Source organism: Oceanicola granulosus HTCC2516 (genome assembly GCF_000153305.1).
Classification (GTDB): domain Bacteria; phylum Pseudomonadota; class Alphaproteobacteria; order Rhodobacterales; family Rhodobacteraceae; genus Oceanicola; species Oceanicola granulosus.
This window is the reverse complement of record NZ_CH724107.1, coordinates 828,994-855,425: the sequence shown is the minus strand read 5'-3', so window position 1 is coordinate 855,425 and position 26,432 is coordinate 828,994. Positions and strand designations below refer to the sequence as shown.

The window sequence follows — 26,432 nt, the reverse complement described above, 5'->3', positions numbered from 1 at the left end:
GGTCAGCCGACGGGGAGCAGGCGCTCCACCGGGAGTCCCGTCATCTCCCGCGCGATGATCGGCATCGGCAGCGCGCCGTAGCCGAGCAGGCGGTCGTGGAAGCGGCCGACCTCGCGGGGCGCGGCGTCTGGGCCGGCGACGGCATGGCGCAGGGCGCGCACGAGCGCCGGGCCGGCGAGGTACATGCTGCCCGAGCTCGGCGAGAGGCTGATCCGCCGCACCGCCGCGAGCGCCGCCGGTTCGCTCGCCCCGCTCGTCTCCACCAGGAACCGCACCGCCTCCTCGACGCTCCACGTCCCCCGGTGCAGCCGCACGTCGACCAGCCCGCGACAGGCCGCGCGGAGGCGGTCGTGCAGCGGCCCGAGGGCCTGCCGAGCGTCGTAGAGGCCGTATTCGGCGACCATGCCGGGCACGTAGCCCGACCAGCCTTCGGCCAGTCCGATCCCGGCATGGACGAAGATGAACCCGGCGCTGTCGACGGCGGACAGGCGGCCGAAGCGCGTCTCGGCGCGGTGGTAGGCGTGCCAGTTCTGCACGTGATGTCCGACGCCGGCGTGATGGAGCACGTGGTTCGACAGGATCGTCAGTTCGGCGGTGCCGTCGGGAGCCTCGGGGATCAGGAAGTCGACCGGCACGTCGGGATCGAGCGGCGCGGGGGCGTGATAGGGGTAGACCATCGCGTCGGCCATGATCCCCGAGAGCCAGCGCGGAACGGGCCGGTACTCGAGCGGGTAGTCGGGCCACGTGAGAAGGCCGATCTCCTCCACAAGCGCCTTGTGCGCCTCGAAGATCTCGACGTGGCGCTGCTGCACCCGTCCGGCGGGCACGATCTCGGCCTGCGCCTCGGCCACGACCGTCTGCCAATCCTTGCCGAAGGGCGCCGCCGCCGCGTCGAGCGCCGCGAGGGAGGCGGCAATTTCGGCCTCGCCGAGCGCCTCGATGTAGTCGCCGCCGGGGAAGTGATGCGTGTCCGTCAGCAGCGTTTCGAGCAGCTCCGGCCCGCACCCGATGGCGCCGTGCCGCCCGGCCTCGGGGGCCGCGAGCGCCGTCTCGACTCGGGTGAGGGCGCGCAGGCCGGCGTCGAGCGTGTCGGGAGCCGGGGCGGCGAGGCCGTGGTCTGCGCAGAAGGCGGGCAGGCCGTGGCGGAGCAGCGTTTCGCCCGCGCGGATCAGCGGGCGGGCCGTTTCGATCCAGAAGCGCGGTGCGGTCTTCGCCGCCGTCTCGGCGGCCGCGAGGAAGGTCGGGTAGGCGGCGACACGCTCCATCGCGCGCGCCGCCCGCTCGGTCGCCGGCGCGTGCTCGCGCCGCAGCAGCCCGATGACGCCGAGGATCGCGAGCGACAGGATCGTCGCGGGATCGCGGTGCGGTGCGTGACCGGACTCCCAGAGGGCGATCTGCGACGCGAGGTACCCCGTGGCGACCTCGCAATCGAGCCGGTCGGGCGTCGCCATGCCGGCGCCGTCCAGGCCGCGCGCGTCGGCGTCGAGGCGGCGCAGCGCGTCCCGCTGCCGCGCGACGCCGTCGGGGCTGAAATCGGGGAGCTGGGTGTCGTAGGCGTGGTGGCCGATGAAGCTGGCATCGACTGGGCGCAGGCGGAACAGCGTGTCGAAGAGGTCGTCGAGGAAGGTCGCGGGATCAGGGGCTTGCACGATGGTACTCCTCCGGCCAGCAGCCGGATGGCTCCGTGGCGTGGTTGCGTGAGGTGGGGGTCAGCCGTCGGTGTCGGCCTCGTCGGCCTGCGCCTTCAGGCGGTCGTAGGCCTCGCGCAGGTGGGTCTCGATCGCCGCGACGGCGGCGTCTTCGTTGCGTGCCGCGATGAGGGCGCGGATGTTCTGGTGCTGGGCGACAAACACCTCGCTGAACAGCCGCTCCGTCACGTTGCGCGAGACCATCGCCTTGAAGACCTGGCTCTCCATCGTCTTCCAGCAGGCCATGAGCCGGGTGTGATGCGCGGCGGCGTAGATCTCGCGGTGGAAGCGCACGTCGAGCACGGCCATGGGCAGGGGCCGGGCATTCGGCCCGAGATCGGCGAGCTCGTCGAGGGTGCGGGCCATGCTGGCGAGGTCGTCGAAGGTGCGGCGGCGGCAGGCGAGGCGGGCGGCGAGGGTCTCGAGCGAGAGGCGCAGCTCGTAGATGTCCTCGATGTCGGTCATCGTCAGGGCGGCGACGGCGAAGCCCTTGTTGCGGTGGGAGACGACGAGACCTTCGCGCTCGAGCTGCTTCAGCGCCTCGCGGACGGGGCCGCGGCTGACGTCGTGGTGGCGGGCGAGGTCGGCCTCGCGCAGGAAGGTGCCGGAGGGGAGCCGGTTGAGGATGATGTCCTCGCGCAGGCTGTCGGCGACGCCATCGGCGACGGCCTTGCGGGTCGCGGCTTCCGTCCGGGGATGGTCCGACATGCGCTGCCTCTCCTGATCCACCTTAATAGGCGCAAAACGGATTGCAGTGCAAACGTCGATCCTCCGCCGGGTGGTGCCGCGCTCCGAACTTCTCTCAGCGATCGTCACCGCGCTGCAGCAGCGTGCGAGCAGCGCCGCACGATCGATCGGCGCGCGTCGAGATGACCGTGGCGCACCGTCTCGTTCACGCGGAACGAAGCGGGCACTGCTCAGTTGCTGCTTAGGCAATCAATTGGAGAGCGGAAATGTCTTCGTCGAAGTCGAGGGACGAAATCTGGAGCGAGTGGCGAGACTTGGTCAACCTGGCGCCTGCGGAACTGGAAGATTGGCTGTCGAGCGAAGAGTCGAAATCCGTCGGCGACGGCGAAGGCGGTGAAAGCACCGGACACAAGTCCGGCCGCCGGATCGTCGAGATCAAGCGCACGAACAAGGGCGAGCTGACCGACGATCAATGGGACCACATGGCGACCGTCGTCGGCTACATCAAACGGCATCTGGCGCAGGGTGGGCCAGACGATGGCGTCGAGAACTCCAACTGGCGCTATTCCCTGATGAACTGGGGCCATGACCCACTGAAGAAGGACAGCTGACGTCTTCTGTCGCGAAAGGCCAGGGAAGTGGCGCGCGATGCCATTCCAGCTTTCAGGTATTGGTTGTTCCCGTCATCCTAGTCAGCGCGGAAACGGGCTCTGCCTCCACCTGGGGCGGTGGCGCGGGCGTTTGACTCTGATCTTTGGTAGGTCGGTCAGCCACCTTGTCTCAGGTTATTCCTGATTCAAGTGGCGGAGAGACAGTCCGCCGGCCGGCGTTCCTCACAGCTCCAGAGCCATCTTGAAATCAGGGACTTAGCCCGCGCTACCGTCTTGCGCGTTCCAGCGCCGTCCCCCATATTCCAGTTGAAAATGGGGGACGGAATGGCGGACGGCTCGCAAGACCCGGAGAGCGGCGGACGGAAATCAGGCAAGCACCCTGAGAAAGCTTTAAGTGCCGCGTTCGTGCGGACGGTCGCCGCACCCGGGAAATACTTCGACGGTCACGGCCTGTTTCTCAAGGTCGAGGCAAGCGGCGCGAAGCGTTGGGTTCAGCGCATTACCATCCGGGGCAAGCGGCGCGAGCTGGGGCTGGGGGCTGTCGCGCTCATGTCGCTGGCTGAGGCGCGCGAGGTGGCCCTAGTTAATCGACGCAACGCGCGCGCGGGCGGAGACCCGCTGCGCGACAAGCAGGAGAGCCGCGCCGTGCTGACGTTCGAGGAAGCCGCGCGCAAGGTTCACGAGCTGCACCGCCCCACATGGCGCAACGCAAAACACGCCGCGCAATTCATCACCACATTGGAGACCTACGCATTCCCCCGCATCGGGCGCATGTCTGTCGCGGACGTGTCCACGGCCGACGTGCTGAGCGTCCTTGCGCCAATCTGGCTGGACAAGCCCGAGACCGCCCGCCGGGTGCGCCAGCGCATCGGCACGGTGATGAAATGGGCGGTGGCGCAAGGCTGGCGGCAGGACAACCCGGCGCAGACTATATCGTCAGCTCTGCCCAGACAGGACAAGCGGCAGGAGCATCGCAAGTCGCTGCCCTACGACGAACTGCCTGCGTTCCTGACGGCTCTGCGGCGGAGCAAGGCGTCGGACCTGACGAAGCTCGCGCTCGAATTGGTCATCCTGACGGCCAGCCGGTCTGGCGAGGTTCGTCTCGCTCGATGGGAGGAAGTGGACCTGGAGAAGGCGGCATGGACCATCCCGGCGGAGCGGATGAAGGCGGGCCGTCAGCACAGGGTGCCGCTGTCGCCGCGCGCCATTGAAATCCTGCACGAGGCGAAGGCGTTGGGCGCGCTCATGGGCGACACGAGCGGCCATGTCTTTCCCGGCGCGCGGTCAGGCAAACCTCTCTCCGACATGACGCTGACGAAGCTGGTCAGGGGCATGGGGTATGACATCCACGTCCACGGCTTCCGCACGACGTTCAAGGTCTGGGCGCAGGAGCGCACCAACTTCCCGCGCGAGGTCACCGAGGCGGCGCTGGCCCACACCATCCGCAACAAGGCGGAAGCTGCCTACGCGCGCTCGGACCTGTTCGATAAGCGGCGTCAGCTGATGAAGGCCTGGGCGGTCGAAGCGACAGCGAATCGCTGAGTCAAGGCAGCGCGGCCCCCGAAGACTGTGCAACACTTGCAGGAATCCCTCTTGAGCCCTCCCGGGCATTGGGTAGCTTAACCCTATGGAAGTCGGCCACCTGCAGGACCGGCTGGCAGCTCGGGTCTGCAAACCCAAGCCGCCAAGGTCAGTTGAGAGTTCGACCCCCTCAATCGACTGACCTCCATCAACGCAGAGCCGGGCGCGGAGTGCAAGGATTCGCGTCGGGGCATTCTTGAATGGAGGCATAATTATGCCGGAACGACACTTCCGAAGACCTGCCGTCGAGGAAATGACGGGACTGAGCCGAAGCCTGATTTACGCGCTGATGGCGAAGGGCGAATTTCCCCGCCCCGTAAAGCTGTCGGCCCGCGTGGTCGCATGGCCCGAGAGCAGTATTGCTGACTGGCTCGAAAGCCGCCGCACCTAATCAGAAACCCGCACCGGCAAGGCGCGGGCTTCGATATCGTTTCCTTGGGTCTCCACCGGGAGAGATAGCGCGGTGCGCCTTGTCCTGCAACTACAGGACGATAGTTCATGTCTCGTCACAACCAATTCTACTCCAGTGAAACGCAGGCCTTCTGGGCGGCGAAGGCGCTCGTGGAAGGCCGCACCATCTCGCACAAGACCGAAATCCGCGAGGTGCGCGGCTGGCGACTCGCCGCCATCTGCGAACGGCTCCGCAAGCGATATGGCTGGCCCATTGAGGTCGACTATCGCGGCGCTGAACGCTTCGCCTACTATCGGCTGAAGCCGGGGACCGACCTGAAGTCGCTCCGCTATCCGCCTAGCGCGAAAGCCCTTGCTTCGGGGCCTGCGGCATGAGGGCTGTGCTCGTTGCCCGCCTTCGCCGCCGTCACGGCCTCACAGACAGCCAGGCGCGCCTTGTGGCGGTTCTGGCCTATGGGGAGGGGCGCAGATGAAGCAGGGCGCAATCCTGAGCCGCTCTGATGGCCTCTGGTGCGTGTCTGTGGCCTCCGTCCCCCTGGTGGGCGGAGCGCACACGGTGCTGCCGCTGGGCCAGTGCAGGAGCCGGTCTGTGGCTCTGGCGGTCTGGCTGGCACTTCAGGCGAGTGAGGTGCGCCGATGAGCAAAGCCTACAGGCGCACCGGCGGTCGCCATGTGCAGCTGCAGGAGTGGTTTCAGGCCACAGAGGCTTGGACGACGCTGAGGCCCGCACCGCGCGCGCTCTACATCGAGCTGAAGCGGCGGTTCAACGGTAGCAACAACGGCCGCATTCCGCTCAGCTACCGCGAGGCGGCCGACCTCATCAACGTGCACCGCAATTCTATCAGAGCCTACTTTAGGGAGCTGGAGACCCGTGGCCTCATTCGCAGGACCAGCAATGGCCATCTCGGAGCGGACGGCCACGGCATCGCAACAACATGGCAGCTGTGCGAGCTGGCGATGCAGAACGGGGGGCGGCCGGACCTCGCGTTCCGCTCCTGGGAAAAACAGAAGCCCGTCACAAATGTTGTGCATCTGCGGCACAACCATTGTGCAGGCGGCGCCAAATGACCCCTCAAATTGCCCGCCCCTGGCACAGTCATTGTGACATGCTGCGTCGGCGGCCCGGCACAGTGGGTGTGCCATTATATACATCTAGCCATGGGGGGTGGGCCTCCCGAGACGGCTGGAGCGGGATGCAGCGACAAGGCCGGAGGGCAATTGATGACTGATGAGCCAGCAGGCAGACTGACGCTAGCCGATGGCCGGGAGCGGCCGCGCGTCGAAACCCGGATGACGGCCGACAATGAAGCGACCTCAAGGGTCTCCGGCGACTTCGGCCGGATAGACGCTGCGGCGGGAAACCCGGACGTGGCGAGGATGCTTCTGACCCAGCTTGTGAGCCTGGGGGCACCAGGAGAACTTACAAGCGACGAGGTGTCGAACTTCGGTATCGGCTTCCTCGACGCGATGGCGCCACGGGACCCCGCTGAAGCGCTGTTGATGACGCAGATGGCGGCAACCCACCAGGCGACGATGTGGATGGCTCGGCGGCTGAACGGGGCCAAGACGCTGGCCCAACAGGACTCGGCCGAGCGGGCAATGAACAAGTTGGCCCGCACCTTCACAGCGCAGTTGGAGGCGCTCAAGCGGTACCGGTCTAAGGGGCAGCAGTTGGTGCGAGTCGAGCGCGTGACCGTGAATGACGGCGGTCAGGCGATCGTCGGCTCCGTCGAGGCGGGGGGACGGGTGCATGACAAAAGCTGACGCTTACCCCATGCACCGCGCGCCCAAGTGCACTGCGAAGTCGAAGAGGTCCGGCAGTGCCTGCGGAAATCCCGCGGTCCGTGGCTGGACGGTCTGCCGCATGCACGGTGCTCGCGGGGGCCAGCCGTCGGGTCCGGCTCACCCAAACTGGAAACAGGGCGACCGTAGCCAGAGGGCAGAGGAAAGGCGGAAATCCATTAACGCCTTCATCCGAGCGTGCGGTGTCGAAGCGTAATGACCGCGTGGCCTGGCCTTATGCCGATCGACTTCCTCCGTTCGGCATAAAGAAAGCGGCAGCGGCTGAATAACTGCTGCCGCTACTCACCTTTAGTCGTACTGCTCCGCAAGGCGATCGCTCAGCCGTTCCCCCTCAGCAATTTTTTCATGCACTCGAGTGAGCACTGAGCGAGTCTCCGGACTTAGGTCAGAATGTTCCAGCGCCTCCCGAAACTTCTTCTCGAGGTAATCTTCGCCCTCCTCAACGCGTTCAGTTGCCTTCTCGTCTCCTCGCGAGAACGCATCGGAAATCGCAGTCCAGACCCTGTGTGCAGCGCCCATCGTGCTTCCGCTCTTCCGTGCAGTGCCGCCAAGGCGGGAAACCTCCGCGTTCAGCTCGTTTACAAGCTGCCGCCGCTTATCCGCCTGTTCTTTCAGGATGGAAGCGAGTTCCGGTGTCTTCGCCAGACTGGCGGCTGTTTCATAGCCTTCAACGCTGTCGATGGTAGTGTCGGTCAGCGTCTCGACGATCTTCAGGTCCGACGTCATGGTAACCTCCTTGCTGCTCAACTCGACGCAGAACGCGGTCGATAGAAGGGGGGTTCCTTTCGGTGCCTTGCAGAACTGATGCCTGGCGGCCGCCGGTTTGGTTGGTTGAACTGGGGTGGCACGGTGCTCGTGGCGGTCAGCCTTCAGGTTCGGCCCATCCAAACTGGCAGTATGGCGAGCGCAGTCTTGATGCGGAAAGGGCTCGGAAGTTGATGAACGCGCTGGTGCGAGCGTGCAGGACGTACCTTAAGTCTGCGACCTGCTATCCTGGCGCTGGTGCCTACCTGCCTCTGTTTGATGCGGAGTGGCCGGATGGTCCTCCCCCCCCCGCTGGACGTCTTCAGCGGAAGAGGCTGAGGATGTTCTGCGGCGCCTGGTTGGCGATCGACAGCGACTGGGTGGCCAGCTGCTGCTGCACCTGCAGGGCCTGGAGACGGGCGGCCTCTTCCTCCATGTCCGCGTCGACCATGGAGCCGACACCGGAATCGAGCCGGTTGGTCAGCTCGGAGAGGAAATTTTGCTGGGTCTCGATAGCCTTCTCGGCGACGCCGAGTGCAGTGGCGTTTTCGATTGCCAGCGCCAGGTTGGACGAGGCCGTGTCCATCGCCGCCTTCAGCGTCGCGGCGTCACCGGGGGTGATGTCGATACCATTGAAGGCAGCGTAGATCGGAAACTCCATCTCGACGGCTGCGACTGTGATGGTCGAGGTCGACACCGTCGCCCCGCCGACACCGGTCACGCCGGAGACAATCGTCTTGGCACCCGCACCTGCGGCGGAGAGCAGGTTCTCGCCGTTGAAGTCCGACTGACGGATCGTGGTCTTCATCTGCGCGACGATCGAGCCAAGTTCGTCCTGCACCTTGGCGTGGTCGACCCCGGTCTCCTGGGCGAACGCGACACGGTCGATGAATTCCTTGGCGAGGTCGACGAAGGTCTCGGCGCCGAGGCGCGCGGTGGAGACCGAGTTCTTCGACAGGGTCAGGCCCTCGTTGATGGCCTTGTTCATCCCGCTTTCCGAGCTCAGCGTCGTCGAGATCGAGAAGTAGGAGGCGTTGTCCTTGGCGGAGTTCACCTTGAGGCCGGTCGAGATCCGGTCCTGGGTCTGGTTGAGGTTGTTGTTGATGCTCCGCAGCGTCGACAGGGCGTTCATTGCGGAATTGTTGGTCAGAATGGAAGACATGCTTCACTGCTCCGTATTCGTTCTGATTACGTTTGCATCGTCTTTCTGACGAAAAGCGGCGTGTGCCGTATCAAGGAGATGGGCGCGGATGGTTAAACGTAGGTGTACGCCCCGTCGCAAAGCCTCCGCACCTCAGCCACGGACGGTGCTGATGCATCCGACAACCACGCCGACTAACGTGCGGGCATCGCGCCTGCCAAGACCGTTGGTGCGGCCGGACGGACCTGAGCAGTGGAGCCCGCAGTCGCGAAACGGAGGATGTCCGGAAGGCTGTCAGCGCTCTAGTCAGAAACTCGCGGCACTGCCTTGGCAAACCGGAGCGCGCCCCCGGCTTAGCGAGGGTGCTCGTTCCGGTACGCCTCCAGCCAATCGACGGACACCGCTTTGATGGCTGAGCTGGGGTGCCGTCCTCCGACAGCACTTTTGCCCTTGCGCACTGTCTTGGTAACATCTGAATATCAGCGGGGCGGCTGCCGAGGCCAATGGCAGAGGGAGCAGTCAGTGCTAGCGAACAATGCCTCAGGCCAGGAATGCGAACCAGGCATGCCCCTTGCTCTCTATACTTTCGGACAGTTCATCGAGCCGGCAGATGACGAAGCGAATGACGGGTTCCGCGACTTGGCGGCCGAAATATTTCGGGCGGCAGACGACACTGGTGGTCTACTTGCGCGGTCTGGGTTCGATCTGGACGAAGCCAGCGCTTCGGCTTGGGGGGAGGAGGTCTTTCCGAGGTTCTACGACAACCGAGGGGATGGCTGGGTTCCGGCGACGTTATCGCTCTGGGACAGCATCGAAGCTTCCTTCGCCTTCACCTACTCCGGGCTGCACGCGCAGGCACTCCGTCGGCGGAGGGAGTGGTTCAGAGAGGGAAATTGGCCGCCGCTGGTGATGTGGTGGCTCCCGAATGATGAGAGAGGAACTACTTGGTCCGAGGGAGTGAAGCGGTACGAGCATCTACATGATTTCGGTGCGTCGCCTTTCGCCTTCACGTTTAAAGAACCTTTCAACTTCGAGGGGAAGCCCATGAAGATTGACAAGGAGAGAGCAAGGCAGCTGAGGGCGGCGACGGCATTGTCGGTCCAGCGAGCTAGCGCCTGAATGGCTGCAGCGACAGAGGGGCTGGCGGTGGCCGCTCGGGCAGGACCACTAAGGAGCTGATGCTTGCCCGTGCAACGGCGCGCCTAACGAGCCTACAGGCCGCCTGCCATGGGACGAACCTTGGCCTGTACTTGACCGACTGGCTACTTGGCCTACCTGCCGGAAACCTCCTCCCTGGTCCCCGCCAGGGGACGGCCGGACGGACGGAGCCCCTCTCTGATAATCTGTCCGTCCGGTCTCGGTCACGGCAGGCGCGGACCGTGGAACCACGGCTCGCAGCGTCCGGACCTCGGCGTTCCAGCGCCCCGTCGCCCAGCATTTTCCTGATGAAGAGGCTAGCCTGCCTTCATCCCCGTGCAGAGTTTCAAGCTTCGCTCATGTGCGCAACAGATGGCGGTCAAATTGGGGGACGTCCTGACCAGCCAGCTCTAAAAATCGAACGAAATCATGCGTATAGCCAAGGCAAATGGCGGAGAGACAGGGATTCGAACCCTGGGAGGGCTTGCACCCTCAACGGTTTTCGAGACCGCCCCGTTCGACCACTCCGGCACCTCTCCGCGGGGGTCTGTGGGGGGCCGTTTAGCCAGTGGCGGAGGGGCGTGCAACCCTCTTTCGGCGTCGCTGACGCGAGGGTGGCGAGCGGCTTGACAGGTGGGGGCGAAGCATGGATAAGGCGCGCTCCCGGGCGAAGGTCCGGATTTGCAACCACGCCCGGAGACGGGCGCGCTGTCACAGGGTGGCCGAGGGCCAGGAACGCGCCGAGAGGCGGACCCCCGACGCGGGACAACAAGGAAGACCATATGTTTGCGGTTATGAAAACCGGCGGCAAGCAGTACAAGGTGGCCTCGGGCGACGTGCTCCGGGTCGAGAAGCTGGCCGCCGACGCGGGCGAGACCGTGCAGTTCAACGACGTCCTGATGATCGGCTCGACCGTGGGCGCCCCCTTCGTCGAGGGTGCGGGCGTGCAGGCCGAGGTGATCGATCAGATCAAGGGCGAGAAGACGATCAACTTCGTGCGTCGCCGCCGCAAGCACTCGTCCAAGCGCACCAAGGGCCACCGCCAGCAGCTCACGCTGGTGCGGGTGACCGAGCTGCTCGAGAGCGGCGCCGACAAGTCCGGCGTCAAGGCCGCCGTGGGCGCGGGCTCGGTCTCGTCGGCCGCGATGGCCGCCGCGGCGCCCGCCGCCGCCGCCAAGCCGGAGAAGAAGGCCGCCGCGCCGAAGGCCAAGAAGGCCGAGGCCAAGGCCGACGACGCGCTGGCCGGGCAGAAGCCGGGCAACCTGCTCGACGCCGCCCGCGACGGCAAGCCCGACGATCTCAAGAAGATCGGCGGCGTGGGCCCGAAGCTCGAGAAGCTGCTGCACGAGAACGGCGTCTTCCACTTCGACCAGATCGCCGCTTGGGGTCCGGAAGAAGTTGACTATATGGACGACAAGCTGTCCTTCAAGGGACGCATCGCCCGTGACAATTGGATCGACCAGGCGTCCAAGTACGCCGCCGAGAAGGAGTAACGACGCATGGCACACAAGAAAGCAGGCGGTTCCTCCCGCAACGGGCGCGACAGCGCCGGACGCCGGCTCGGCGTCAAGAAGTTCGGCGGCGAGGCCGTGATCCCGGGCAACATCATCGCCCGCCAGCGTGGCAACAAGTACTGGCCCGGCGACAATGTCGGCCAGGGCAAGGACCACACGCTCTTCGCGACCGCCGAGGGCCAGGTGACCTTCCACAAGGGGCTCAAGGGGCGAACCTTCGTCTCCGTGCTTCCCGTGCAGGAAGCTGCCGAATAATCCGGGCCTGACCATATCAGTTTCGGGGGGATCGGCGGCAACGCCGGTCCCTTTCGCGTTTCCGGAGCACCCCGATCGTGCCGCGGGAGCGTCATCAGACGGTCGAGGTCCCGTGCGAGGAGCGGGGGATCGATCGAGGGTTCGAGGAGGATCCCGCGTGATGTTCGACGAAGGTTCAAGCCAGGCCAGTATCGAGGCCGGCCGGTTCACCCTGCGGCCCGTGCGGCGTTCGGATGCCGGGCTGATCTCCATGTACGCCGCCGATCCGCGGGTTGCGCGGATGACCCGCAACCTGCCGCACCCGCTGCCGCCGGGTGCCGTCGAGGCCGCGCTCGTGGCCGCCGGCGAGGACGACCGGGCGGAGGACCAGTGGGCGATCGACGGCTCGGCGACGGGGCTGGCGGAGGTGCTCGGCGTGGTGAGCCTGAAGCGGCTCGAGCGCGACCAGTCAGAGATCCGCTACTGGGTCGCGCCGGCGATGTGGAACGCGGGCATCGCCTCGGAGGCGGTCTCGGCGCTGATTGCGGCGAACCCGCAGGGCAGCCGCGAGATCTTCGCCGAGGTGTTCCAGGACAACCCGGGCTCGGCGCGGGTGTTGACCAATTGCGGCTTCGACTACCTGGGCGACGCCGAGGCGTTCAGCGTCGCGCGCGGCGCGATGGTGCCGACCTGGACCTACATGCTCAAGCTCGCCGCCCAGCCCGCCGCCCTGCGGCGGTGACGGACGCGTCGTCGCCACGGGGGCGGCTCGTCTACCGCCGGCTCGGGCCCGCCGACGCCGAGGCGCTGCACCGGCTCGTGTCGCACTGGGAGGTCACGCGCCAGCTCGGCTCCTGGCCCTGGCCGCCCGATCCCGGCTTCACCGCCAGCCGCGCCGTGCCCTATGGCGGCGACGGCTTCGTCTGGGCGGTGTGCCTGGAGGGCGCGCTGATCGGCACGGTCTCAGTCACCGCCGGCGAGCTCGGCTACATGTTCGCTCCCGGCCACCACGGGCGCGGCTACGGCACCGAGGCCGCGCGCGCCGCCGTTTCGCGCGCCATCTCCGACGGGGTGCGCGAGCTGCGCGCCGCCGTCTGGGCCGACAACGTCGCCTCCCGCCGCCTGCTCGCCCGGCTCGGCTTCACCGAGACCGCCCGTACGCGCGAGATGTCGAAGGCGCGCGGCGAGATGACCGACTCGATCAGCTTCCGGCTGCGCGCGGCCGACTTCGGCTGAGGCCGTCCGCCGGGCTTGATCCGGCGGCGAAGTGGTGGCCGACTGCTGTTCGAAACGAGGGTCGGGGTGAATGTCATGATCGGCACTGCGAGGCGGCGGCGTGACACGGGGCCGGTCTTCCGGCTGAGCGACCTCGGCCTGCAGGGCGACACCGCGGCGCGGCTGGCGGAGATGCGCGCCGCCGGGCCGCTGGTGCAGACCCGCATGCCGATGATCGGCCGGTTCCGGGTCACCACGACCTACGCCGCCACGCAGGAGGTGATGAAGGGCCAGGCGCGGTTCGTGCTGGAGCGGCGGAACGCCACCGGGCGCGGCGGCGCGGCCGGGTTCTCCTGGTGGATGCCGAGGAACGTGCGCCTGATGGCCAGCAACATGCTCGCCCGCGACGATCCGGAGCACCGCCGCCTGCGCAGGCTGGTGGACAAGGCCTTCGCCCGGCAGGGCGTGAAGGGGATGGCGGACGACATCGGGGCGCGTGCCGAGCGGCTCCTCGACGCGATGCCGGTCCGGGGCGAGGTCGATCTGGTGGAGGCCTACGCCCGGCGCCTGCCGAGCGAGGTGATCGCCGACATGCTGGGCGTCCCGGACGCGGCGCGCGACCGCTTCATGGCGCGGGCGGGGCGGCTCACGGCGTCGACGAGCCGGTTGGGCATGATGCGCGCCGTCGCCGGCATCGGCAGCTTCGTGCGCGACTTCCGCGCCATCGTCGCCGAGGTCCGGCGCACGGAGCGGCCGGGCCTGATCTCCGAACTGATCGCCGTCGAGGAGGCGGGAGACCAGCTCTCGGAGGACGAACTCGTGGCGATGGTGTTCCTGCTGCTGTTCGCGGGGATGGAGACCACCACCAACCTGATCTCCGGCAGCGTGACGGCGCTGGCGGACAACCCCGGGCAGACGCAGTGGCTGCTGGCCGACCCCGAGGCCCGCATCGAGCGGGCGGTGGAGGAGCTCTGCCGCCATGTCTCGGCCGTCGCGGGCACCAAGCCGCGTTTCGTGGCCGAGGATACGCAGGTCGCCGGGGTTGCGCTCGCCCGCGGGGAGATGGTCATGGCGCTTCCCGTCGCGGCCAACCACGACCCGGCCGTGTTCGACGCGCCGCACGAGCTGCGGCTCGACCGCTTCCCCAACCCGCACCTGTCCTTCTCCGCGGGCAACCACTTCTGCCTCGGGATGCAGCTGGCCCGGGTCGAGGTGCAGCAGGCCCTGCTGCGCCTCCACGCCCGCTTCCCCGGCCTCCGGGTGCCGCCGCCCCGGGGGCGGGACTACCTGGGCCGGGCCGGGCACCGCGGCTTCGCCCGGCTGATGGTCCGGCCGGACGGCTAGGCGCGCGGGCCGGCGGGGGGCCAGCCCCCCGCACCCCCCGGGATACTTCCAGAACAGAGACGGGCGGGGCGGCGCTCTTGAGCGCGGAGCCGGTATGGCGTAGGGAACGCGCCTGATTACACGGGCGGTGCCATGAAGTTTCTCGATCTCGCAAGGGTCCACATCCGCTCCGGCTCGGGGGGGAACGGCTGCGTGTCGTTCCGGCGCGAGAAGTTCGTCGAGTACGGCGGCCCCAACGGCGGCGACGGCGGCACCGGCGGCGACGTCTGGGCGGAGGCGGTCGAGGGGCTGAACACGCTCATCGACTTTCGCTACCAGCAGCACTTCTTCGCGCGCAACGGCCAGGCGGGCATGGGCCGGGGGATGACCGGCAAGGACGGCGACGACATCGTGCTGCGCGTGCCGGTGGGGACCGAGATCCTCGACGAGGACGAGGAGACGCTGATCGCCGACCTCACCGAGGTGGGCCAGCGGGTCCTGCTGGCGAAGGGCGGCAACGGCGGCTGGGGCAACCTGCACTTCAAGTCGGCCACCAACCAGGCGCCGCGCCGCGCCAATGCCGGCCAGCCCGGCGTCGAGCGGACCCTGTGGCTGCGGCTGAAGCTGATCGCCGACGTGGGCCTGCTCGGGCTGCCGAACGCGGGCAAGTCGACCTTCCTCGCCGCGACCTCGAACGCGCGGCCCAAGGTCGCCGACTATCCGTTCACCACGCTGGTGCCCAATCTCGGCGTCGTCGGCGTCGACGGGGTGGAATTCGTCGTCGCCGACATCCCGGGCCTGATCGCGGGGGCGAGCGAGGGCAAGGGGCTGGGCGACGTGTTCCTCGGCCACGTGGAGCGTTCGGCGGTGCTGCTGCACCTCGTCGACGGCACCTCGGGCGATCCGGGCGGCGACTGGCGCACCATCGTCGAGGAGATCGAGGCCTACGGCGAGGGCCTCGCCGACAAGCCGCGGCTGACGGTGCTCAACAAGATCGACACGCTCGACGAGGAGGAGCGGGCGTTCCTGCTCGACGAGCTGAAGGAGGCCGGCGCGGGCGAGGTGCTGGCGATGTCGGGCGTCTCGGGCGAGGGCGTGACGGAGGTGCTGCGGGCGCTGCGCGCGGAGATCGACGACAACCGCCTGCGCTTCCGCATCGCCGACGCCGAGGCCGAGGCCGCCGAGGCGGCGGAGGAGGCCGGGACGGACGCGGCGGACGGGGGGCAGGAGGCGCCGAAGTGGCAACCCTGAGCGACGCGCGCCGCGTCGTCGTCAAGATCGGCTCGGCGCTGCTGGTGGACAGCGAGAGCGGCGCGCTGCGGGGCGACTGGCTGGTCTCGCTCGCCGAGGATGTCGCGCGGCTGCGCCGGGCCGGGCGCGACGTGGTGCTGGTCTCGTCGGGCTCCATCGCGCTCGGGCGCGGGGTGCTCGGCCTCGGCGCCGCCGACCTGCCGCTCGAGCAAAGCCAGGCCGCCGCCGCGGTCGGCCAGATCCGGCTGGCGCGGGCCTACGAGGAGGCGCTCGCGCCGCACGGCATCGTCACCGCGCAGGTGCTGGTGACGCTCGAGGACAGCGCCGACCGCCGCCGCTACCTCAACTCGCGCGCCACGCTGGAGACGCTGCTCGGGCTCGGGGTGACGCCGATCGTCAACGAGAACGACACCGTCGCCACCGACGAGATCCGCTACGGCGACAACGACCGGCTCGCGGCGCAGATCGCCGTCACCGTGGGCGCCGACCGGCTGGTGCTGCTGTCGGACGTGGACGGCTTCTACAGCGCCAATCCCGCCCAGGACCCGGCCGCGCGCCGCTACGACGTGATCGAGCGGATCACCCCCGAGATCGAGGCGCAGGCGGGCGATGCCGGCTCGGGCCTGTCGAAGGGCGGGATGAAGACCAAGCTGATGGCCGCGCGCCTCGCCACCGAGGCGGGCTGCGCCATGGCGATCACGCTCGGCTCGCCGCTGCACCCGCTGGCGGCGCTGGAGGCGGGCGCGGCGGCGACGTGGTTCACCGCGCAGACGACCCCGCAGGCCGCGCGCAAGCGCTGGATCGCGGCGATGAAGCCGAAGGGCGAGGTCAGCGTCGATGCCGGCGCGGCGGCGGCCCTGGCGCAGGGCAAGAGCCTGCTGCCCGCCGGCGTCACCGGGGCGACGGGCACGTTCGACCGGGGCGACCCGGTGCTGGTGCTCGGCCCGGACGGGGCGCGGCTGGCCTGCGGGCTGACGCGCTACACCGCCGCCGAGACGCGGGCGCTGCGGGGGCGGCGGTCGTCGGAGATCGAGGCGGTGCTCGGCTACAAGGGCCGCTCGGTGCTGATCCACCGCGACGACATGGTGGCGTGAGCGCCCCGGCGGCGCGCCTCGCGGAGCTCGCCGCGCTCTGGCGGCTGGAGGCGCTGGTGCCGGTGGCGCAGACGCCGCGGAGCTGGGTCTACCGCGGCACGCAGGATGGCGAGGCGGTCGCGCTCAAGCTGCTGACGGCGGCGGGGGCGGAGGAGATCGTCGGGGCGGCTCTGCTGAGGTGGTGGGACGGTGCGGGTGCGGTCGGGCTGCGGGCGGCGGCGGACGACGCGATGCTGCTCGACTGGTGCGACGGCGGGACGCTCGGCGCGCGGGTGCGGGCGGCGGGAGACGGCGACAGCGTCGCCGGGCTGGTCGGGCTGATCCGCCGGCTGCAGGCGCCGCGCGCCGCGCCGGTGCCGGTGCTCGCGCCGCTGGCGCGCCGGATGGCGCCGCTGCTCGCCTGCCGAGAAGGCCCGCGGGGCACGGCGGCGGCGCTGGCGCGCGAGCTGCTGGCGACGACGGAGCGCGAGGTGCCGCTCCACGGCGATCTGCACCACGACAACGTGATGCTCGCGGACGACGCGCCGGCGTGGGTGGCGATCGATCCGAAGGGGGTGCTCGGCGATCCGGCCTACGAGGCGGCGAACCTGTTCCTCAATCCGGGTACGGTCGCCTTGGAGCGCGATCCGGCGGCGCTGGCGGAGGCGCTGGCGGCGGGGTGCGGCTGGCCGCTGGCGCGCGTGACGGGCTGGGCGGCGGCGCATTGTGCGCTGGCGGGGGTCTGGAGCGCGGCGGACGGGGAGGCATGGGACGTGGCGGAGGCGATGCTGCTTCGGCTGCTGGCGTGTCACGCGGCGGTGCGGCAAGCGGGAGGTTCCCTGACGTCGTGAATGGGCGTAAAGAGGCCGCGACCATTGCAGAGGACGCGCCCCCATGAAGGACATCGAAGACGTCGGCGCCGTCATGGCCCGCATCGGCGAGAACGCCCGCGCCGCCGCCGGCACGCTTGCCTGGACCGAGGCGGAGCGCAAGTATGCCGCGCTGATCGGGGCGGCCGAGGCGGTCTGGGCCCGGCGCGAGGAGATCCTCGAGGCAAATCGCGAGGACTTGGCCTTTGGCGAGGAGAAGGGCCTGAGCCCGGCGATGATGGACCGGCTGATGCTCGACCAGGGCCGCGTCCGCGCCATCGTCGACGGGCTGCGCGCGGTGGCCGAGCAGACGGATCCGGTGGGCGAGGTCATCACCGAGTGGGACCGGCCGAGCGGGCTCAACATCCGCCGGGTGCGCACGCCGCTGGGCGTCGTCGGCGTGATTTACGAGAGCCGGCCCAACGTCACCGCCGACGCCGGGGCGCTGTGCCTGAAGTCGGGCAACGCGGTGATCCTGCGGGGCGGGTCGGAGAGCTTCCATTCCTCCGGCGCGATCCACGCCTGCCTCGTGCAGGGGCTGCGCGAGGCGGGGCTGCCGGAGACGGCGATCCAGCTCGTGCCGACGCGCGCGCGCGAGGCGGTGAGCCTGATGCTCAGGGACAGCGCCAACATCGACGTCATCGTGCCGCGCGGCGGCAAGGGGCTCGTGGGGCTGGTGCAGCGCGAGGCGCGGGTGCCGGTCTTCGCGCATCTCGAGGGCATCTGCCACGTCTATGTCGACAGGTGGGCCGATCCGGAGATGGCCGAGCGGATCGTGGTCAACGCCAAGACCCGGCGCACCGGCATCTGCGGCGCCGCCGAGTGCCTGCTGATCGACTGGAGGTACTACACCGAGCACGGGCCGCGGCTGATCGAGGCGCTGCTCGAGAAGGGCGTCGAGGTGCGCGCCGGCGACGAGCTGGCGAAGGTGCCGGGCACGGTGCGGGCGACGGACGAGGATTGGGGCCGGGAGTTCCTCGACAGGATCATCGCGGTGAAGCTGGTCGACGGGGTCGACGAGGCGATGGCGCACATCCGCCGCCACGGCAGCCAGCACACCGACGCCATCGTCACCCGCGACCAGCCCACCGCCGACCGCTTCTTCCAGCGGCTCGACAGCGCGATCCTGATGCACAACGCCTCGACCCAGTTCGCCGACGGCGGCGAGTTCGGGATGGGGGCGGAGATCGGCATCGCGACGGGCAAGATGCACGCGCGCGGGCCGGTGGGGGCGGAGCAGCTGACGAGCTTCAAGTACCTCGTCAGCGGCGACGGGGCGGTCAGAAGCTGATCGCCGGCGCGCCGCCCGACTCCGTGACCTCGGCCCGCCGCCCGAGCGCCGCGAGCGCCGGGGGCAGGAGCATGAACTGCACCTGCGCCGCGGTGAGCGCGCCGGGGTCTCCACCGGCGAGCGCCGCCCAGACCTCCGGGTCGCGGTGGCGCACCGGGCCTTCGCCGACGACGCTCCAGCGGCCGTCGCGCACCGACACCCGCAGCGCCGCGCCGCGCCCGAGCGCCGTCTCGACGCAGAGCAGCGCCAGGAACGCGCAGCGCACCAGCCCGCGGGGCGGGTCCTCGGCGACCTCCCAGCGGCACCGCGCGAAGCCGCTGGCGGCCATCGCGTCGAGCACCCGCACCACCTCGCGGCCGGCGACGGGCGTGTCGGCGGCGCTGCCGAAGGCGAAGCGGAAGAATTGCAGCCGCGCCTGCGCCGCCGCGACGCTCTCGCCGATCAGCGCGAGCTCGGCCTCGGGCAGGTCGGGGTTCGCCAGCGTCAGCAGCTCGAGCCCGTTGCCGATGGCGCCGAGCGGGCTGATCACGTCGTGGCAGATGCGCGAGGCGACGAGGTCGCTGACGCCGTGGCTGTCCATCTTCATCCTGTCCCGATCCGGAGCGAAATCATGAGCGGTATCAACGCGATCCTCCAGCCCGGCATGCTCGTGCGGCACCCGGCGCGGCCCGACTGGGGCGTCGGGCAGGTGCAGTCCAACATCGGCGAGCGCATCACCGTGATGTTTCCCGACGCCGGCAAGGTCGTCGTCGACGGGTCGCGGGTGACGCTCGAGCTCGTCGACGCCTCGACCTGACATACAACCTAAGGTGGCAAAAGTCCAGCCGCGCGGCCGGACGCCTGTCCGGGGCCGCGCCGGTTGCCCTCGTGCGGCGCCAACCCTAGAAGGGCCGCACGCCTCGCCCGAGCGCCCCTGCCTCTCTCCAGCCAAGCCGCCATGCCCGACCACCGGACCAGCCCCCGCCAGATGACCGCGCCCGAACCCGACTTCCGTCTGCGCCTCGCGCGTGGCGGCGAGGACGTCGCCGCCGCGCAGCGCCTGCGCTACGAGGTGTTCGTCGAGGAGCTCGGCGGCGACGGGCCGATGGTCGACCACGCGGCGCGGCTCGAGCGCGACCGCTTCGACGCCCACGCCGCGCACCTGCTCGTGGTCGACGCCGCCGCGGGCGGGCGGGTCGCCGGGGTGTACCGGCTGCTCGACGAGGCCGGGGCGGCGCAGGCGGGGGGCTTCTACAGCGAGGCCGAGTTCGATCTCGCCCCGCTGCGGGCGAGCGGGCGGCGGCTGCTCGAGCTGGGCCGGTCTTGCCTGCACCGCGACTACCGGGGCGGCGCGGCGATGTACCACCTGTGGAACGGGCTCGCCGAGCACGTCGCGCAGACCGGGGCGGAGGTGCTGTTCGGCGTCGCCTCGTTCCACGGCACCGATCTCGACGCGCTCGCCGCGCCGCTGTCGCTGCTCCACCACCGCCACCTCGCGCCGCCCGGCCAGCGCGTCGCCGCCCGCCCGCCCGGCGCGGTGGCGATGGACCGCATCCCCGAGGACGCGCTCGACCGGCAGCAGGCGCTGCTGGCGATCCCGGCGCTCATCAAGGCCTACCTGCGGCTCGGCGGCACGGTGGGCGAGGGGGCGTGGATCGACCGCGACTTCAACACCACCGATGTCTGCCTGGTGATGGACACCGCCCGGCTCAACGCGCGCCAGAGCCGGATCTACACGCGCGGGGCGGCGCGGTGAGCGTGGCGTGGCACTCCGACGAGCCGCCCCCCGAGCGCCGCGTCAGCGCCATCGGCGTGGTGCTGGCGGTGCTGCGGGCGGCGCTGATCCTGCCGCTGCTGGCGGTGATGTTCTCCGCGCTGCTGCTCGTGCGGCTGGTGGAGCGGCCGCTGTTCGAGCTGCGCCGCCCGATCACGCCGACGATCACCCAGCTCTTCTGCCGCGCCGCCATCGCGCTGCTCGGGATCGGCTACGCCACCGAGGGGCGGCCGATGCGCGGGGCGGGGGCGGTGGTCGCCAACCACTCGTCGTGGCTCGACATCTTCGTGCTCAACGCCGGCGACCGGGTGTACTTCGTGTCGAAGTCGGAGATCGCGGGCTGGCCCGGCATCGGCTGGCTCGCGCGCGCCAACGGCACCGTCTTCATCGCCCGCGACCGGCGCGAGGCGCCGCGCCAGGTGCAGATCTTCCGCGAGCGGCTGGCGACGGGGCACCGGCTGCTGTTCTTCCCGGAGGGCACCTCGACCGACGGGCGGCGGCTGCTGCCGTTCAAGCCGACGCTGTTCGGCGCGTTCTTCGACGAGGCGCTGCGCGCGCGGATGTGGGTCCAGCCCGTCAGCCTGCGCTACAGCGCCCCGCCGGGCGCCGATCCGCGGCTCTATGGCTGGTGGGGCGAGATGCCGTTCGGGCCGCACCTGCTGGCGACGCTGACGGCGCACCCGCAGGGGTCGGTCAAGGTGATCTACCACCCGCCGCTCAAGGTCGCCGACTTCCCCGACCGCAAGGCGCTGGCGCGCGCCTGCGAGGCGGCGGTGCGCGGCGGGCTGGCGGGGCACATCCCCGAGGCGTGAGGCTCAGGCGGCGACGTAGCCGGTGGCGGTCTCGATCGCCTCGGCGACGGCGTGGTGGCTGAAGGGCTTGGGCAGCAGCAGGCTGCCCGGCAGTTCCTGCGCCAGCTGCGAGCGGCCGGTGGCGAAGATCAGCCGCAGCTCGGGGTGGCGCTCCCGGGCCTCGCGCGCGAGCTCTTCGCCGTTGCCGTCGGGCAGGCCGATGTCGGTCAGCATCAGGTCGAACCCGCCCGTCTCGAGCTGCGCCAGCGCTTCGGCGACGGAGGCGGCCTCGGCAACCTCGATGCCCATCTCCTCCAGCATCATCGCCAGGTCCATGCGGATCAGCGCGTCGTCCTCGACCAGCAGCACGCGCGGCGGCCCGCGCGGAGCGAGCGGCGCGGGCGCCTCGGCAGCCGTCTCGGGCCCTGGCGCGTCGGGGCGCGGCGCGCTGTCGAGCACCTCGCGCACCTTCCGCGCGAGGGTCTCCTGCGTGAACGGCTTGGAGAGGAACTGCACGCCCTTGTCGACGCGCCCGTCATGGACGATCTCGCGGCGCGAGAAGCCGGAGATGAACAGCACCGGCAGGTCGGGCCGCTCGCCCTGGATCCGCTCGACCATCTCGCGGCTCGTCACCTCGCCGGGCATCACCACGTCGGTCAGCAGCATGTCGAACCGCGCACCCTCGCCGAAGGAGACGAGCGCCTCGTCGGGGTTGGCCGCGGTGAGGGTGGAATAGCCGAGATCCTGGAGCAGCGCCGCCGTCGCACCGCGCACCTCCGGGTCGTCCTCGACGAGCAGGATCGTCTCGCCGCCGCCGGCGATGGCGTGGCCGCGCTTGTGCGGCAGCGACACCGGCGGCTCGTGCGCGCGGGGCAGGGCGAGCGTCACCGAGGTGCCCTCGCCGGGGCGGCTGTCGAGCGTGATCCGCCCGCCCGACTGGCGCGCGTATCCGTAGACGGTGGGCAGGCCGAGGCCGGTGCCCTTGCCGACGGGCTTGGTGGTGTAGAACGGCTCGAACGCCTTCTCGACCGCGTCCTGCGACATGCCGACGCCCTCGTCGGTGACGGTCAGCTCGACGTAGTCCCCGGGCTCCATCTCGGTGTCGCCCGACAGGTCGCGCACGCCGAAGGTCCGGTTGACCAGACTGATCCTGAGCTGCCCGCGCCCCTCCATCGCGTCGCGCGCGTTGAGCGCGAGGTTGAGGATGGCGTTCTCCATGTTGGCGGGGTCGGCGAAGACGGGCCAGAGCCGGTCGGCCGCCTCGACGGCCACGTCGATGCCCTCGCCGAGCGCGGAGAGCAGCAGGTCGTTCATGTCGGCCAGGAGCTGGCTCAGATCGAACGGGCGGGGCTGCAGCGGCTGCTGGCGGCTGAAGGCCAGAAGTTGCGACGACAGGTTCGCCCCGCGCTCGACGGCGCGCATCGCCGTGCCCAGGCGGGCGGCGGCGGGCGAGCCCTCGCCGAGTTCGCGCTGCGCCAGCGTCAGGCTGCCGGAGATCGCCTGGAGCAGGTTGTTGAAGTCGTGCGCGATCCCGCCCGAGAGGGTGCCGATCGCCTCGAGCTTCTGGCTGTGGCGCAGCCGCTCGTGCATGTGTCCGAGCTCGCGGTTGCGCCGCTCGACGCGCTCCTCGAGGGTGGCGTTGAGATCGGCCAGGGCGGCGGTGACGGTCTTCTGCTCGTCGATGTCGACGTTGGTGCCGACCCAGCGCAGGATGCGGCCGTCGTCGTCGGTGATCGGCGTGGCGCGCACCAGGTGCCAGATGTACTCGCCGTCGGCGCGCCGGATGCGGAACTCGGTCTCGTAGCGCTGTCCCGTCGTGAGCGCCTTGCTCCAGACCTCCAGCACCTCGGGGCGGTCGTCGGGGTGGACGACCTTCAGCCAGTCCTCGCCGAAGAGCGCCCCCTCCTCGTAGCCGGTCTCCGCATAGATGCGCTCGCTGAGCCAGTCGAGATGGCCGTCGGGGGTGGCGGTCCAGACGTGGGCGGGCATCGTCTGGGCCATGGTGCGGAAACGCTGCTCGGCCTCGCGCAGCTGGCGCTCCGCCTTGCTCTGGGCGGTGACGTCGTTGCCCTGGATGAAGATGCCCGTCGTGTTGCCCTCGTCGTCGAGGATCGGCTGGTAGACGAAGTCGACGACGTAATCCTCGAGCTTGCCGTCGTGCATCACCTGCACCGGCGCGCCGTTGACGGAGTAGGGCGCGCCGCTTCGGTAGACCTCGTCGAGCAGCTCCAGGTAGCCCTGGTCCACGACCTCGGGCAGCGCCTCCAGCACCGTCTTGCCGATCATCTGGCGCTCGCCGACGATGCGCATGTAGGCCGCGTTGGTGATGCGGAAGACATGGGTGGGGCCGACGGTGATCGCCATGAAGGACGGCGCCTGGTCGAACACGGAGCTGAGGAACTCGACGGCGCTGTCGAGCTCGAGGTTGCGCAGCGAGATGATCTCGGCGCGCCGCGCGATCTCGGCCTCGTCGGGCCGGCGGCTGCCGGTCTCGTCGAGGCTGGTATTGCGGTAGAGGTCGGTGACGTCGAAGGTGTTCTGCAGCACGTACTCGGTCGAGCCGTCCGCGCCGGCGACGGGCGTGTGCGTCGCGCTCCAGACCCGCTCCTCCATCGTGCCGTCGGCGTTCTCGATCGGGTAGGGGATCAGCGGCAGGTGGTCGGGGGCACCGGTCTCGAACACGCGGCGGAAGCTGTTGCGCAGCATCTGGCCGCTGGTGCTCGCGGGATCGGAGGGAAACTCCTCCGTCATGATCCGTCCGATCACCGACTCCCGGGTGCGCCCGGTGACGCGGAGATATTCCTCGTTCGCCCAGACCATGCGGAGGTCGCGGTCGAGCAGGACGTAGGGCGACGGTGCCGCCTGGAACATTTTCTCGAAATCGAAGGCCATGTGGTGCGGAAGTAGCAGATCTGGTGCGAACGGCAATATTCACCCCATGCGAATCTCGCCGCCGCCCCGCCGCTGTCAGTCCGGGGCCACCTCCGGCACCGCCTTGAGGTAGGCCGCGATGGCGAGGCGATCGTCGTCGGAGAGCTGCGAGATGGTTGCGACCACCTCGGCCATCTCGCCGCCGGCGGTGTCGAAGTCGGGGGTGAAGCCGCTCTTGAGGTACTCGGCGATCTCCGCTTCGGACCACGACAGCCCGGCCGGCGTGATGTTGGGGATCGTGCCCTCGCCCGAGGGGTGCGGAGCGCCGCCGAGCCAGCGCGAGGTGTCAAGCGCGCCGAGCGGGTTGCGCGGCGTATGGCACTCGCCGCAATGGCCGAGCGCCTCGACGAGGTAGCGGCCGCGATCGACGGGGCTGTCGAGCTCGGCCTCGGCGAGCACGTAATCGTCGGACAGGAACAGCGCCTTCCACAGGCCCAGCCCGCGGCGGAGGTTGAAGGGGAAGCCGACCTCGTGGGGCAGGCTCTCGACCTCGGAGGGGGGCAGGGTGCGCAGGTAGGCGACGAGGTCGGCCACGTCCTGCGGCAGGGCCTTGTTGTAGGCGGCGTAGGGGAAGGCCGGGTAGAGGTGCGCGCCGCTCGGCGAGACGCCGGCGCGGACGGCGTGGATCAGCTCGGCGTCGCTCCACGCGCCGACGCCCTCGGGCGAGGGCGAGATGTTGGGCGCGATGAAGGTGCCGAAGTCGGACGCGAAGCGCTGACCGCCCGACAGGACGGGGCTGTCGGAGGGCTCGGCCTCGGGGTCGGTGTGGCACGAGGCGCAGCCGGCGGCGGCGAAGGCGAGCCGCCCGGCCTCGGGGTTGCCCGTCAGCGCGGCGTAGGACGCCGGCACCGGCGGCGGCGCGGTGAACCACCAGCCGGCCGCCCCCGCGACGAGCGCGAGGGCCACGAGGCCGCCGAGCAGGCGCACGGGCTCAGTCGTCCCGCTGCCGGTACTCCCGGTGGCAGCCGCCGCAGGCCCCGCCGAGCGCCTGCATCTGGCCCTGCAGCGCCTCGAGGCTCTCGCCCGCGGCGCCCTCCATCGCCATGGTCGCCTCGTGGAGCGCGTCCATCTTCGAGTGGAAGTCGTCCATGTCCTCCCAGATCGCGGGCAGCGCCTTGGTTTCGACGCCGTCGGCGTTGCTGCTGCCCTCGGGCCAGTAGGCCTGCTGGGAGAGGACGGCGAGGGCGTTGAGGTCGCTCGCGGCCTGCGCGGCCATCTCGGCGTCGTACGCCATGTTGCCCTGCGCCATCGCGCCGATGATGCCGAGATTGTGGGCGTAGAGCGTCATGTGCGACTGGCGCGCCTTGATCGCGGCCTCGGCGTCCTGCGCGAGCGCGGCGCCGGCGGACAGCGCGGCGCAGAGGCTCGCGGCGGTGAGGGTGCGGAAGCTTGCGGGCATGGTCGTCTCCTCGGAAATCGCGGGGGCTGATGACCTTAGCGTAACGTCATGCTACGGCCGATACAGTCCGAATTTCTGCAAGGGGACCGGCAAAGTTGCAGAGGCACAGCTGGGACGACCTGCGCTTCGTGCTCGCGGTGGCCGAGACCGGCTCGGTGGCCGCCGCCGCGCGCGAGCTCGCCGTCAACCACGCCACCGTGCTGCGCCGCATCGCCGCCTTCGAGCGCCGCGTCGGCCAGGCGGTGTTCGAGCGCACGCCCCACGGCTACCGGCTGCCGCCCGAGCGGTTCGGTCTGATCGAGGCCGCCCGCGGCGTGGCGGCGGCGGTCGAGGGGGTGGAGCGGCTGGCCAACGGCGTCAGCGGCCCCGGCCAGCCGGTGCGGATCACCTCGACCGACAGCCTGTGCGTCGCGGTGCTGCCGCCGATCTGCGCCGCGCTCGCCGCCGCGGGGGTGCCGGTGGAGCTGCGCTCGTCGAACCGCCATCTCGACCTCGGCCGGCTCCATGCCGACATCGCCGTGCGCCCCGCCGAGCGGCTGCCGGCGGAGCTCGCGGGAGTGGAGGCGGGCGCGCTCGGCTTCGCGCTCTACGCCGCCGGGCCGGAGGTCGAGGGCTGGCTCGGCGCGCAGGGGGCGCTGGCCCGGTCGCGCGCCGCCGCCTGGCTCGCCGACAACGGCGCCGAGAGCGACCTGCGCGGCGGCGCCGACAGCTTCCTGGCGCTGCGCGAACTGGCGGCGCTGGGGCTCGGCAGGACGCTGCTGCCCTGCTGCCTCGGCGCGCCCGACCCGCGCCTCGTGCGCGTCGGCACCGGCGGCGACGCCTTCGCCGTGCCGCTCTGGGTCGCGACCCATCCCGACCTCGGCGACGCCGCCCGCATCCGCACCGCCCGCGACCGCCTCGCCGACGCCCTGCGCGACGCGGCGGGGATCCTGCGGGACGGAGCGTAGGCCGGGCGTTCGGGGTGGCGCGCAGGTGGCGGAGGGGG

At 69.9% G+C, this 26,432-nt stretch carries 28 protein-coding genes and 1 tRNA gene; 20 read left to right on the top strand and 9 right to left on the bottom strand.

The genetic code is table 11. The features are described from left to right. Positions 1–2: 2 nt before the first annotated feature. Both OG2516_RS04015 and OG2516_RS04010 read right to left on the bottom strand, forming a co-directional pair. Positions 3–1,649, bottom strand: coding sequence for a DUF885 family protein (locus OG2516_RS04015; protein WP_007254340.1), 1,647 nt, complete (start codon positions 1,647–1,649; stop codon positions 3–5). 60 nt (positions 1,650–1,709) lie between these two features. Next, positions 1,710–2,396 carry a GntR family transcriptional regulator gene (locus OG2516_RS04010; RefSeq protein ID WP_007254339.1) on the bottom strand — a complete coding sequence of 229 codons (687 nt, stop codon included), beginning with the start codon at positions 2,394–2,396 and terminating at the stop codon, positions 1,710–1,712. Positions 2,397–2,641: 245 nt separating this feature from the next. Between OG2516_RS04010 and OG2516_RS04005 the strand changes: the two genes are divergently transcribed. From OG2516_RS04005 to OG2516_RS18880, 6 genes are all read left to right on the top strand, one after another. Beyond that, a complete protein-coding gene (locus OG2516_RS04005; protein ID WP_040614964.1) occupies positions 2,642–2,986 on the top strand; it encodes a DUF3140 domain-containing protein in 345 nt (114 codons plus the stop codon). Between the two features lie 324 nt (positions 2,987–3,310). Continuing rightward, the gene (locus OG2516_RS04000; protein ID WP_040614963.1) at positions 3,311–4,528 is read left to right on the top strand and encodes a tyrosine-type recombinase/integrase; all 1,218 of its coding nucleotides are present in this window, start codon (positions 3,311–3,313) and stop codon (positions 4,526–4,528) included. Positions 4,529–4,781: 253 nt separating this feature from the next. Continuing rightward, a complete protein-coding gene (locus tag OG2516_RS19445) occupies positions 4,782–4,958 on the top strand; it encodes a helix-turn-helix transcriptional regulator (RefSeq protein WP_007254336.1) in 177 nt (58 codons plus the stop codon). A 107-nt stretch (positions 4,959–5,065) separates the two neighbouring features. Then, positions 5,066–5,353 (top strand): hypothetical protein, encoded by a 288-nt coding sequence (locus OG2516_RS03995; RefSeq protein ID WP_007254335.1) that lies wholly within the window; start codon positions 5,066–5,068, stop codon positions 5,351–5,353. 261 nt (positions 5,354–5,614) lie between these two features. Continuing rightward, positions 5,615–6,046, top strand: a complete 432-nt coding sequence (locus tag OG2516_RS03990; RefSeq protein ID WP_007254334.1) for a helix-turn-helix domain-containing protein — start codon at positions 5,615–5,617, stop codon at positions 6,044–6,046. A 153-nt stretch (positions 6,047–6,199) separates the two neighbouring features. Then, positions 6,200–6,742: a hypothetical protein gene (locus OG2516_RS18880; protein ID WP_007254333.1), complete on the top strand. Its 543-nt coding sequence runs from the start codon at positions 6,200–6,202 to the stop codon at positions 6,740–6,742. A 327-nt stretch (positions 6,743–7,069) separates the two neighbouring features. On the opposite strand, the gene OG2516_RS03980 is transcribed toward OG2516_RS18880, so the two are convergent. Both OG2516_RS03980 and OG2516_RS03975 read right to left on the bottom strand, forming a co-directional pair. After that, on the bottom strand, positions 7,070–7,507 hold the full coding sequence (locus OG2516_RS03980; protein ID WP_007254332.1) for a ferritin-like domain-containing protein: 438 nt from the start codon (positions 7,505–7,507) through the stop codon (positions 7,070–7,072). A 340-nt stretch (positions 7,508–7,847) separates the two neighbouring features. Beyond that, positions 7,848–8,687 carry a flagellin N-terminal helical domain-containing protein gene (locus OG2516_RS03975; RefSeq protein ID WP_040614962.1) on the bottom strand — a complete coding sequence of 280 codons (840 nt, stop codon included), beginning with the start codon at positions 8,685–8,687 and terminating at the stop codon, positions 7,848–7,850. Between the two features lie 543 nt (positions 8,688–9,230). Between OG2516_RS03975 and OG2516_RS03970 the strand changes: the two genes are divergently transcribed. Then, positions 9,231–9,785, top strand: a complete 555-nt coding sequence (locus tag OG2516_RS03970; protein WP_007254330.1) for a DUF3291 domain-containing protein — start codon at positions 9,231–9,233, stop codon at positions 9,783–9,785. A 467-nt stretch (positions 9,786–10,252) separates the two neighbouring features. Here OG2516_RS03970 and OG2516_RS03965 read toward each other — a convergent pair. Beyond that, positions 10,253–10,342 (bottom strand) — tRNA-Ser (locus tag OG2516_RS03965). A gap of 243 nt (positions 10,343–10,585) precedes the next feature. On the opposite strand from OG2516_RS03965, the gene OG2516_RS03960 reads away from it, so the two are divergent. The 9 genes from OG2516_RS03960 to OG2516_RS03920 all read left to right on the top strand — a co-directional run bounded on the left by OG2516_RS03960 (position 10,586) and on the right by OG2516_RS03920 (position 18,573). Then, positions 10,586–11,296: a 50S ribosomal protein L21 gene (locus OG2516_RS03960; RefSeq protein WP_040614961.1), complete on the top strand. Its 711-nt coding sequence runs from the start codon at positions 10,586–10,588 to the stop codon at positions 11,294–11,296. Between the two features lie 6 nt (positions 11,297–11,302). Beyond that, complete coding sequence (rpmA, locus tag OG2516_RS03955) at positions 11,303–11,572, top strand: 50S ribosomal protein L27 (RefSeq protein WP_007254328.1); 270 nt, start codon at positions 11,303–11,305, stop codon at positions 11,570–11,572. Between the two features lie 160 nt (positions 11,573–11,732). Then, positions 11,733–12,293 (top strand): GNAT family N-acetyltransferase, encoded by a 561-nt coding sequence (locus OG2516_RS03950; protein WP_007254327.1) that lies wholly within the window; start codon positions 11,733–11,735, stop codon positions 12,291–12,293. Continuing rightward, positions 12,290–12,787, top strand: coding sequence for a GNAT family N-acetyltransferase (locus tag OG2516_RS18875; RefSeq protein WP_007254326.1), 498 nt, complete (start codon positions 12,290–12,292; stop codon positions 12,785–12,787). The genes OG2516_RS03950 and OG2516_RS18875 overlap by 4 nt, the downstream gene beginning before the upstream one ends. Positions 12,788–12,862: 75 nt before the next feature. Continuing rightward, on the top strand, positions 12,863–14,110 hold the full coding sequence (locus OG2516_RS03940; protein WP_083788432.1) for a cytochrome P450: 1,248 nt from the start codon (positions 12,863–12,865) through the stop codon (positions 14,108–14,110). Between the two features lie 132 nt (positions 14,111–14,242). Then, positions 14,243–15,340, top strand: coding sequence for a GTPase ObgE (obgE, locus tag OG2516_RS03935; RefSeq protein WP_007254324.1), 1,098 nt, complete (start codon positions 14,243–14,245; stop codon positions 15,338–15,340). Continuing rightward, the gene (gene proB / locus OG2516_RS03930) at positions 15,328–16,434 is read left to right on the top strand and encodes a glutamate 5-kinase (RefSeq protein ID WP_007254323.1); all 1,107 of its coding nucleotides are present in this window, start codon (positions 15,328–15,330) and stop codon (positions 16,432–16,434) included. Before obgE ends, proB begins: the two co-directional genes overlap by 13 nt. Then, positions 16,431–17,264 carry an aminoglycoside phosphotransferase family protein gene (locus tag OG2516_RS18870; RefSeq protein ID WP_007254322.1) on the top strand — a complete coding sequence of 278 codons (834 nt, stop codon included), beginning with the start codon at positions 16,431–16,433 and terminating at the stop codon, positions 17,262–17,264. Before proB ends, OG2516_RS18870 begins: the two co-directional genes overlap by 4 nt. 43 nt (positions 17,265–17,307) lie before the next feature. Continuing rightward, entirely contained in the window at positions 17,308–18,573 is a 1,266-nt protein-coding gene (locus OG2516_RS03920) for a glutamate-5-semialdehyde dehydrogenase (RefSeq protein WP_007254321.1), read from the top strand. On the opposite strand, the gene OG2516_RS03915 is transcribed toward OG2516_RS03920, so the two are convergent. Further along, positions 18,563–19,159: a histidine phosphotransferase family protein gene (locus tag OG2516_RS03915; RefSeq protein WP_007254320.1), complete on the bottom strand. Its 597-nt coding sequence runs from the start codon at positions 19,157–19,159 to the stop codon at positions 18,563–18,565. The genes OG2516_RS03920 and OG2516_RS03915 overlap by 11 nt on opposite strands. 24 nt (positions 19,160–19,183) lie before the next feature. Between OG2516_RS03915 and OG2516_RS03910 the strand changes: the two genes are divergently transcribed. The 3 genes from OG2516_RS03910 (at position 19,184) to olsA (ending at position 21,138) form a co-directional block, all read left to right on the top strand. Continuing rightward, positions 19,184–19,369, top strand: a complete 186-nt coding sequence (locus tag OG2516_RS03910; protein WP_007254319.1) for a DUF3553 domain-containing protein — start codon at positions 19,184–19,186, stop codon at positions 19,367–19,369. 171 nt (positions 19,370–19,540) lie between these two features. Then, positions 19,541–20,308 carry an L-ornithine N(alpha)-acyltransferase gene (olsB, locus tag OG2516_RS03905; RefSeq protein ID WP_040615451.1) on the top strand — a complete coding sequence of 256 codons (768 nt, stop codon included), beginning with the start codon at positions 19,541–19,543 and terminating at the stop codon, positions 20,306–20,308. Beyond that, complete coding sequence (gene olsA / locus OG2516_RS03900; protein WP_007254317.1) at positions 20,305–21,138, top strand: lyso-ornithine lipid O-acyltransferase; 834 nt, start codon at positions 20,305–20,307, stop codon at positions 21,136–21,138. The genes olsB and olsA overlap by 4 nt, the downstream gene beginning before the upstream one ends. A gap of 3 nt (positions 21,139–21,141) precedes the next feature. Here the strand turns inward: olsA and OG2516_RS03895 are convergent, their stop codons facing one another. From OG2516_RS03895 to OG2516_RS03885, 3 genes are all read right to left on the bottom strand, one after another. Continuing rightward, positions 21,142–24,009 carry a hybrid sensor histidine kinase/response regulator gene (locus OG2516_RS03895; RefSeq protein ID WP_007254316.1) on the bottom strand — a complete coding sequence of 956 codons (2,868 nt, stop codon included), beginning with the start codon at positions 24,007–24,009 and terminating at the stop codon, positions 21,142–21,144. 75 nt (positions 24,010–24,084) lie between these two features. Further along, positions 24,085–24,975, bottom strand: coding sequence for a c-type cytochrome (locus OG2516_RS03890; RefSeq protein ID WP_007254315.1), 891 nt, complete (start codon positions 24,973–24,975; stop codon positions 24,085–24,087). 4 nt (positions 24,976–24,979) lie between these two features. Next, positions 24,980–25,447 carry a c-type cytochrome gene (locus tag OG2516_RS03885; RefSeq protein WP_007254314.1) on the bottom strand — a complete coding sequence of 156 codons (468 nt, stop codon included), beginning with the start codon at positions 25,445–25,447 and terminating at the stop codon, positions 24,980–24,982. Between the two features lie 95 nt (positions 25,448–25,542). Between OG2516_RS03885 and OG2516_RS19440 the strand changes: the two genes are divergently transcribed. Further along, entirely contained in the window at positions 25,543–26,394 is an 852-nt protein-coding gene (locus OG2516_RS19440) for a LysR family transcriptional regulator (protein WP_007254313.1), read from the top strand. Positions 26,395–26,432 lie beyond the last annotated feature (38 nt).

Bases quoted from the DNA above. Each gene is read 5' to 3' on its own strand.
- OG2516_RS04010 (WP_007254339.1), bottom strand. From the start codon at position 2,396: ATGTCGGACCATCCCCGGACGGAAGCCGCGACCCGCAAGGCCGTCGCC.
- OG2516_RS04005 (WP_040614964.1), top strand. From the start codon at position 2,642: ATGTCTTCGTCGAAGTCGAGGGACGAAATCTGGAGCGAGTGGCGAGAC.
- OG2516_RS04000 (WP_040614963.1), top strand. From the start codon at position 3,311: ATGGCGGACGGCTCGCAAGACCCGGAGAGCGGCGGACGGAAATCAGGC.
- OG2516_RS19445 (WP_007254336.1), top strand. From the start codon at position 4,782: ATGCCGGAACGACACTTCCGAAGACCTGCCGTCGAGGAAATGACGGGA.
- OG2516_RS03995 (WP_007254335.1), top strand. From the start codon at position 5,066: ATGTCTCGTCACAACCAATTCTACTCCAGTGAAACGCAGGCCTTCTGG.
- OG2516_RS03990 (WP_007254334.1), top strand. From the start codon at position 5,615: ATGAGCAAAGCCTACAGGCGCACCGGCGGTCGCCATGTGCAGCTGCAG.
- OG2516_RS18880 (WP_007254333.1), top strand. From the start codon at position 6,200: ATGACTGATGAGCCAGCAGGCAGACTGACGCTAGCCGATGGCCGGGAG.
- OG2516_RS03980 (WP_007254332.1), bottom strand. From the start codon at position 7,507: ATGACGTCGGACCTGAAGATCGTCGAGACGCTGACCGACACTACCATC.
- OG2516_RS03975 (WP_040614962.1), bottom strand. From the start codon at position 8,687: ATGTCTTCCATTCTGACCAACAATTCCGCAATGAACGCCCTGTCGACG.
- OG2516_RS03970 (WP_007254330.1), top strand. From the start codon at position 9,231: ATGCCCCTTGCTCTCTATACTTTCGGACAGTTCATCGAGCCGGCAGAT.
- OG2516_RS03960 (WP_040614961.1), top strand. From the start codon at position 10,586: ATGTTTGCGGTTATGAAAACCGGCGGCAAGCAGTACAAGGTGGCCTCG.
- rpmA (WP_007254328.1), top strand. From the start codon at position 11,303: ATGGCACACAAGAAAGCAGGCGGTTCCTCCCGCAACGGGCGCGACAGC.
- OG2516_RS03950 (WP_007254327.1), top strand. From the start codon at position 11,733: ATGTTCGACGAAGGTTCAAGCCAGGCCAGTATCGAGGCCGGCCGGTTC.
- OG2516_RS03940 (WP_083788432.1), top strand. From the start codon at position 12,863: ATGATCGGCACTGCGAGGCGGCGGCGTGACACGGGGCCGGTCTTCCGG.
- obgE (WP_007254324.1), top strand. From the start codon at position 14,243: ATGAAGTTTCTCGATCTCGCAAGGGTCCACATCCGCTCCGGCTCGGGG.
- OG2516_RS03920 (WP_007254321.1), top strand. From the start codon at position 17,308: ATGAAGGACATCGAAGACGTCGGCGCCGTCATGGCCCGCATCGGCGAG.
- OG2516_RS03915 (WP_007254320.1), bottom strand. From the start codon at position 19,159: ATGAAGATGGACAGCCACGGCGTCAGCGACCTCGTCGCCTCGCGCATC.
- OG2516_RS03910 (WP_007254319.1), top strand. From the start codon at position 19,184: ATGAGCGGTATCAACGCGATCCTCCAGCCCGGCATGCTCGTGCGGCAC.
- olsB (WP_040615451.1), top strand. From the start codon at position 19,541: ATGACCGCGCCCGAACCCGACTTCCGTCTGCGCCTCGCGCGTGGCGGC.
- OG2516_RS03895 (WP_007254316.1), bottom strand. From the start codon at position 24,009: ATGGCCTTCGATTTCGAGAAAATGTTCCAGGCGGCACCGTCGCCCTAC.
- OG2516_RS03885 (WP_007254314.1), bottom strand. From the start codon at position 25,447: ATGCCCGCAAGCTTCCGCACCCTCACCGCCGCGAGCCTCTGCGCCGCG.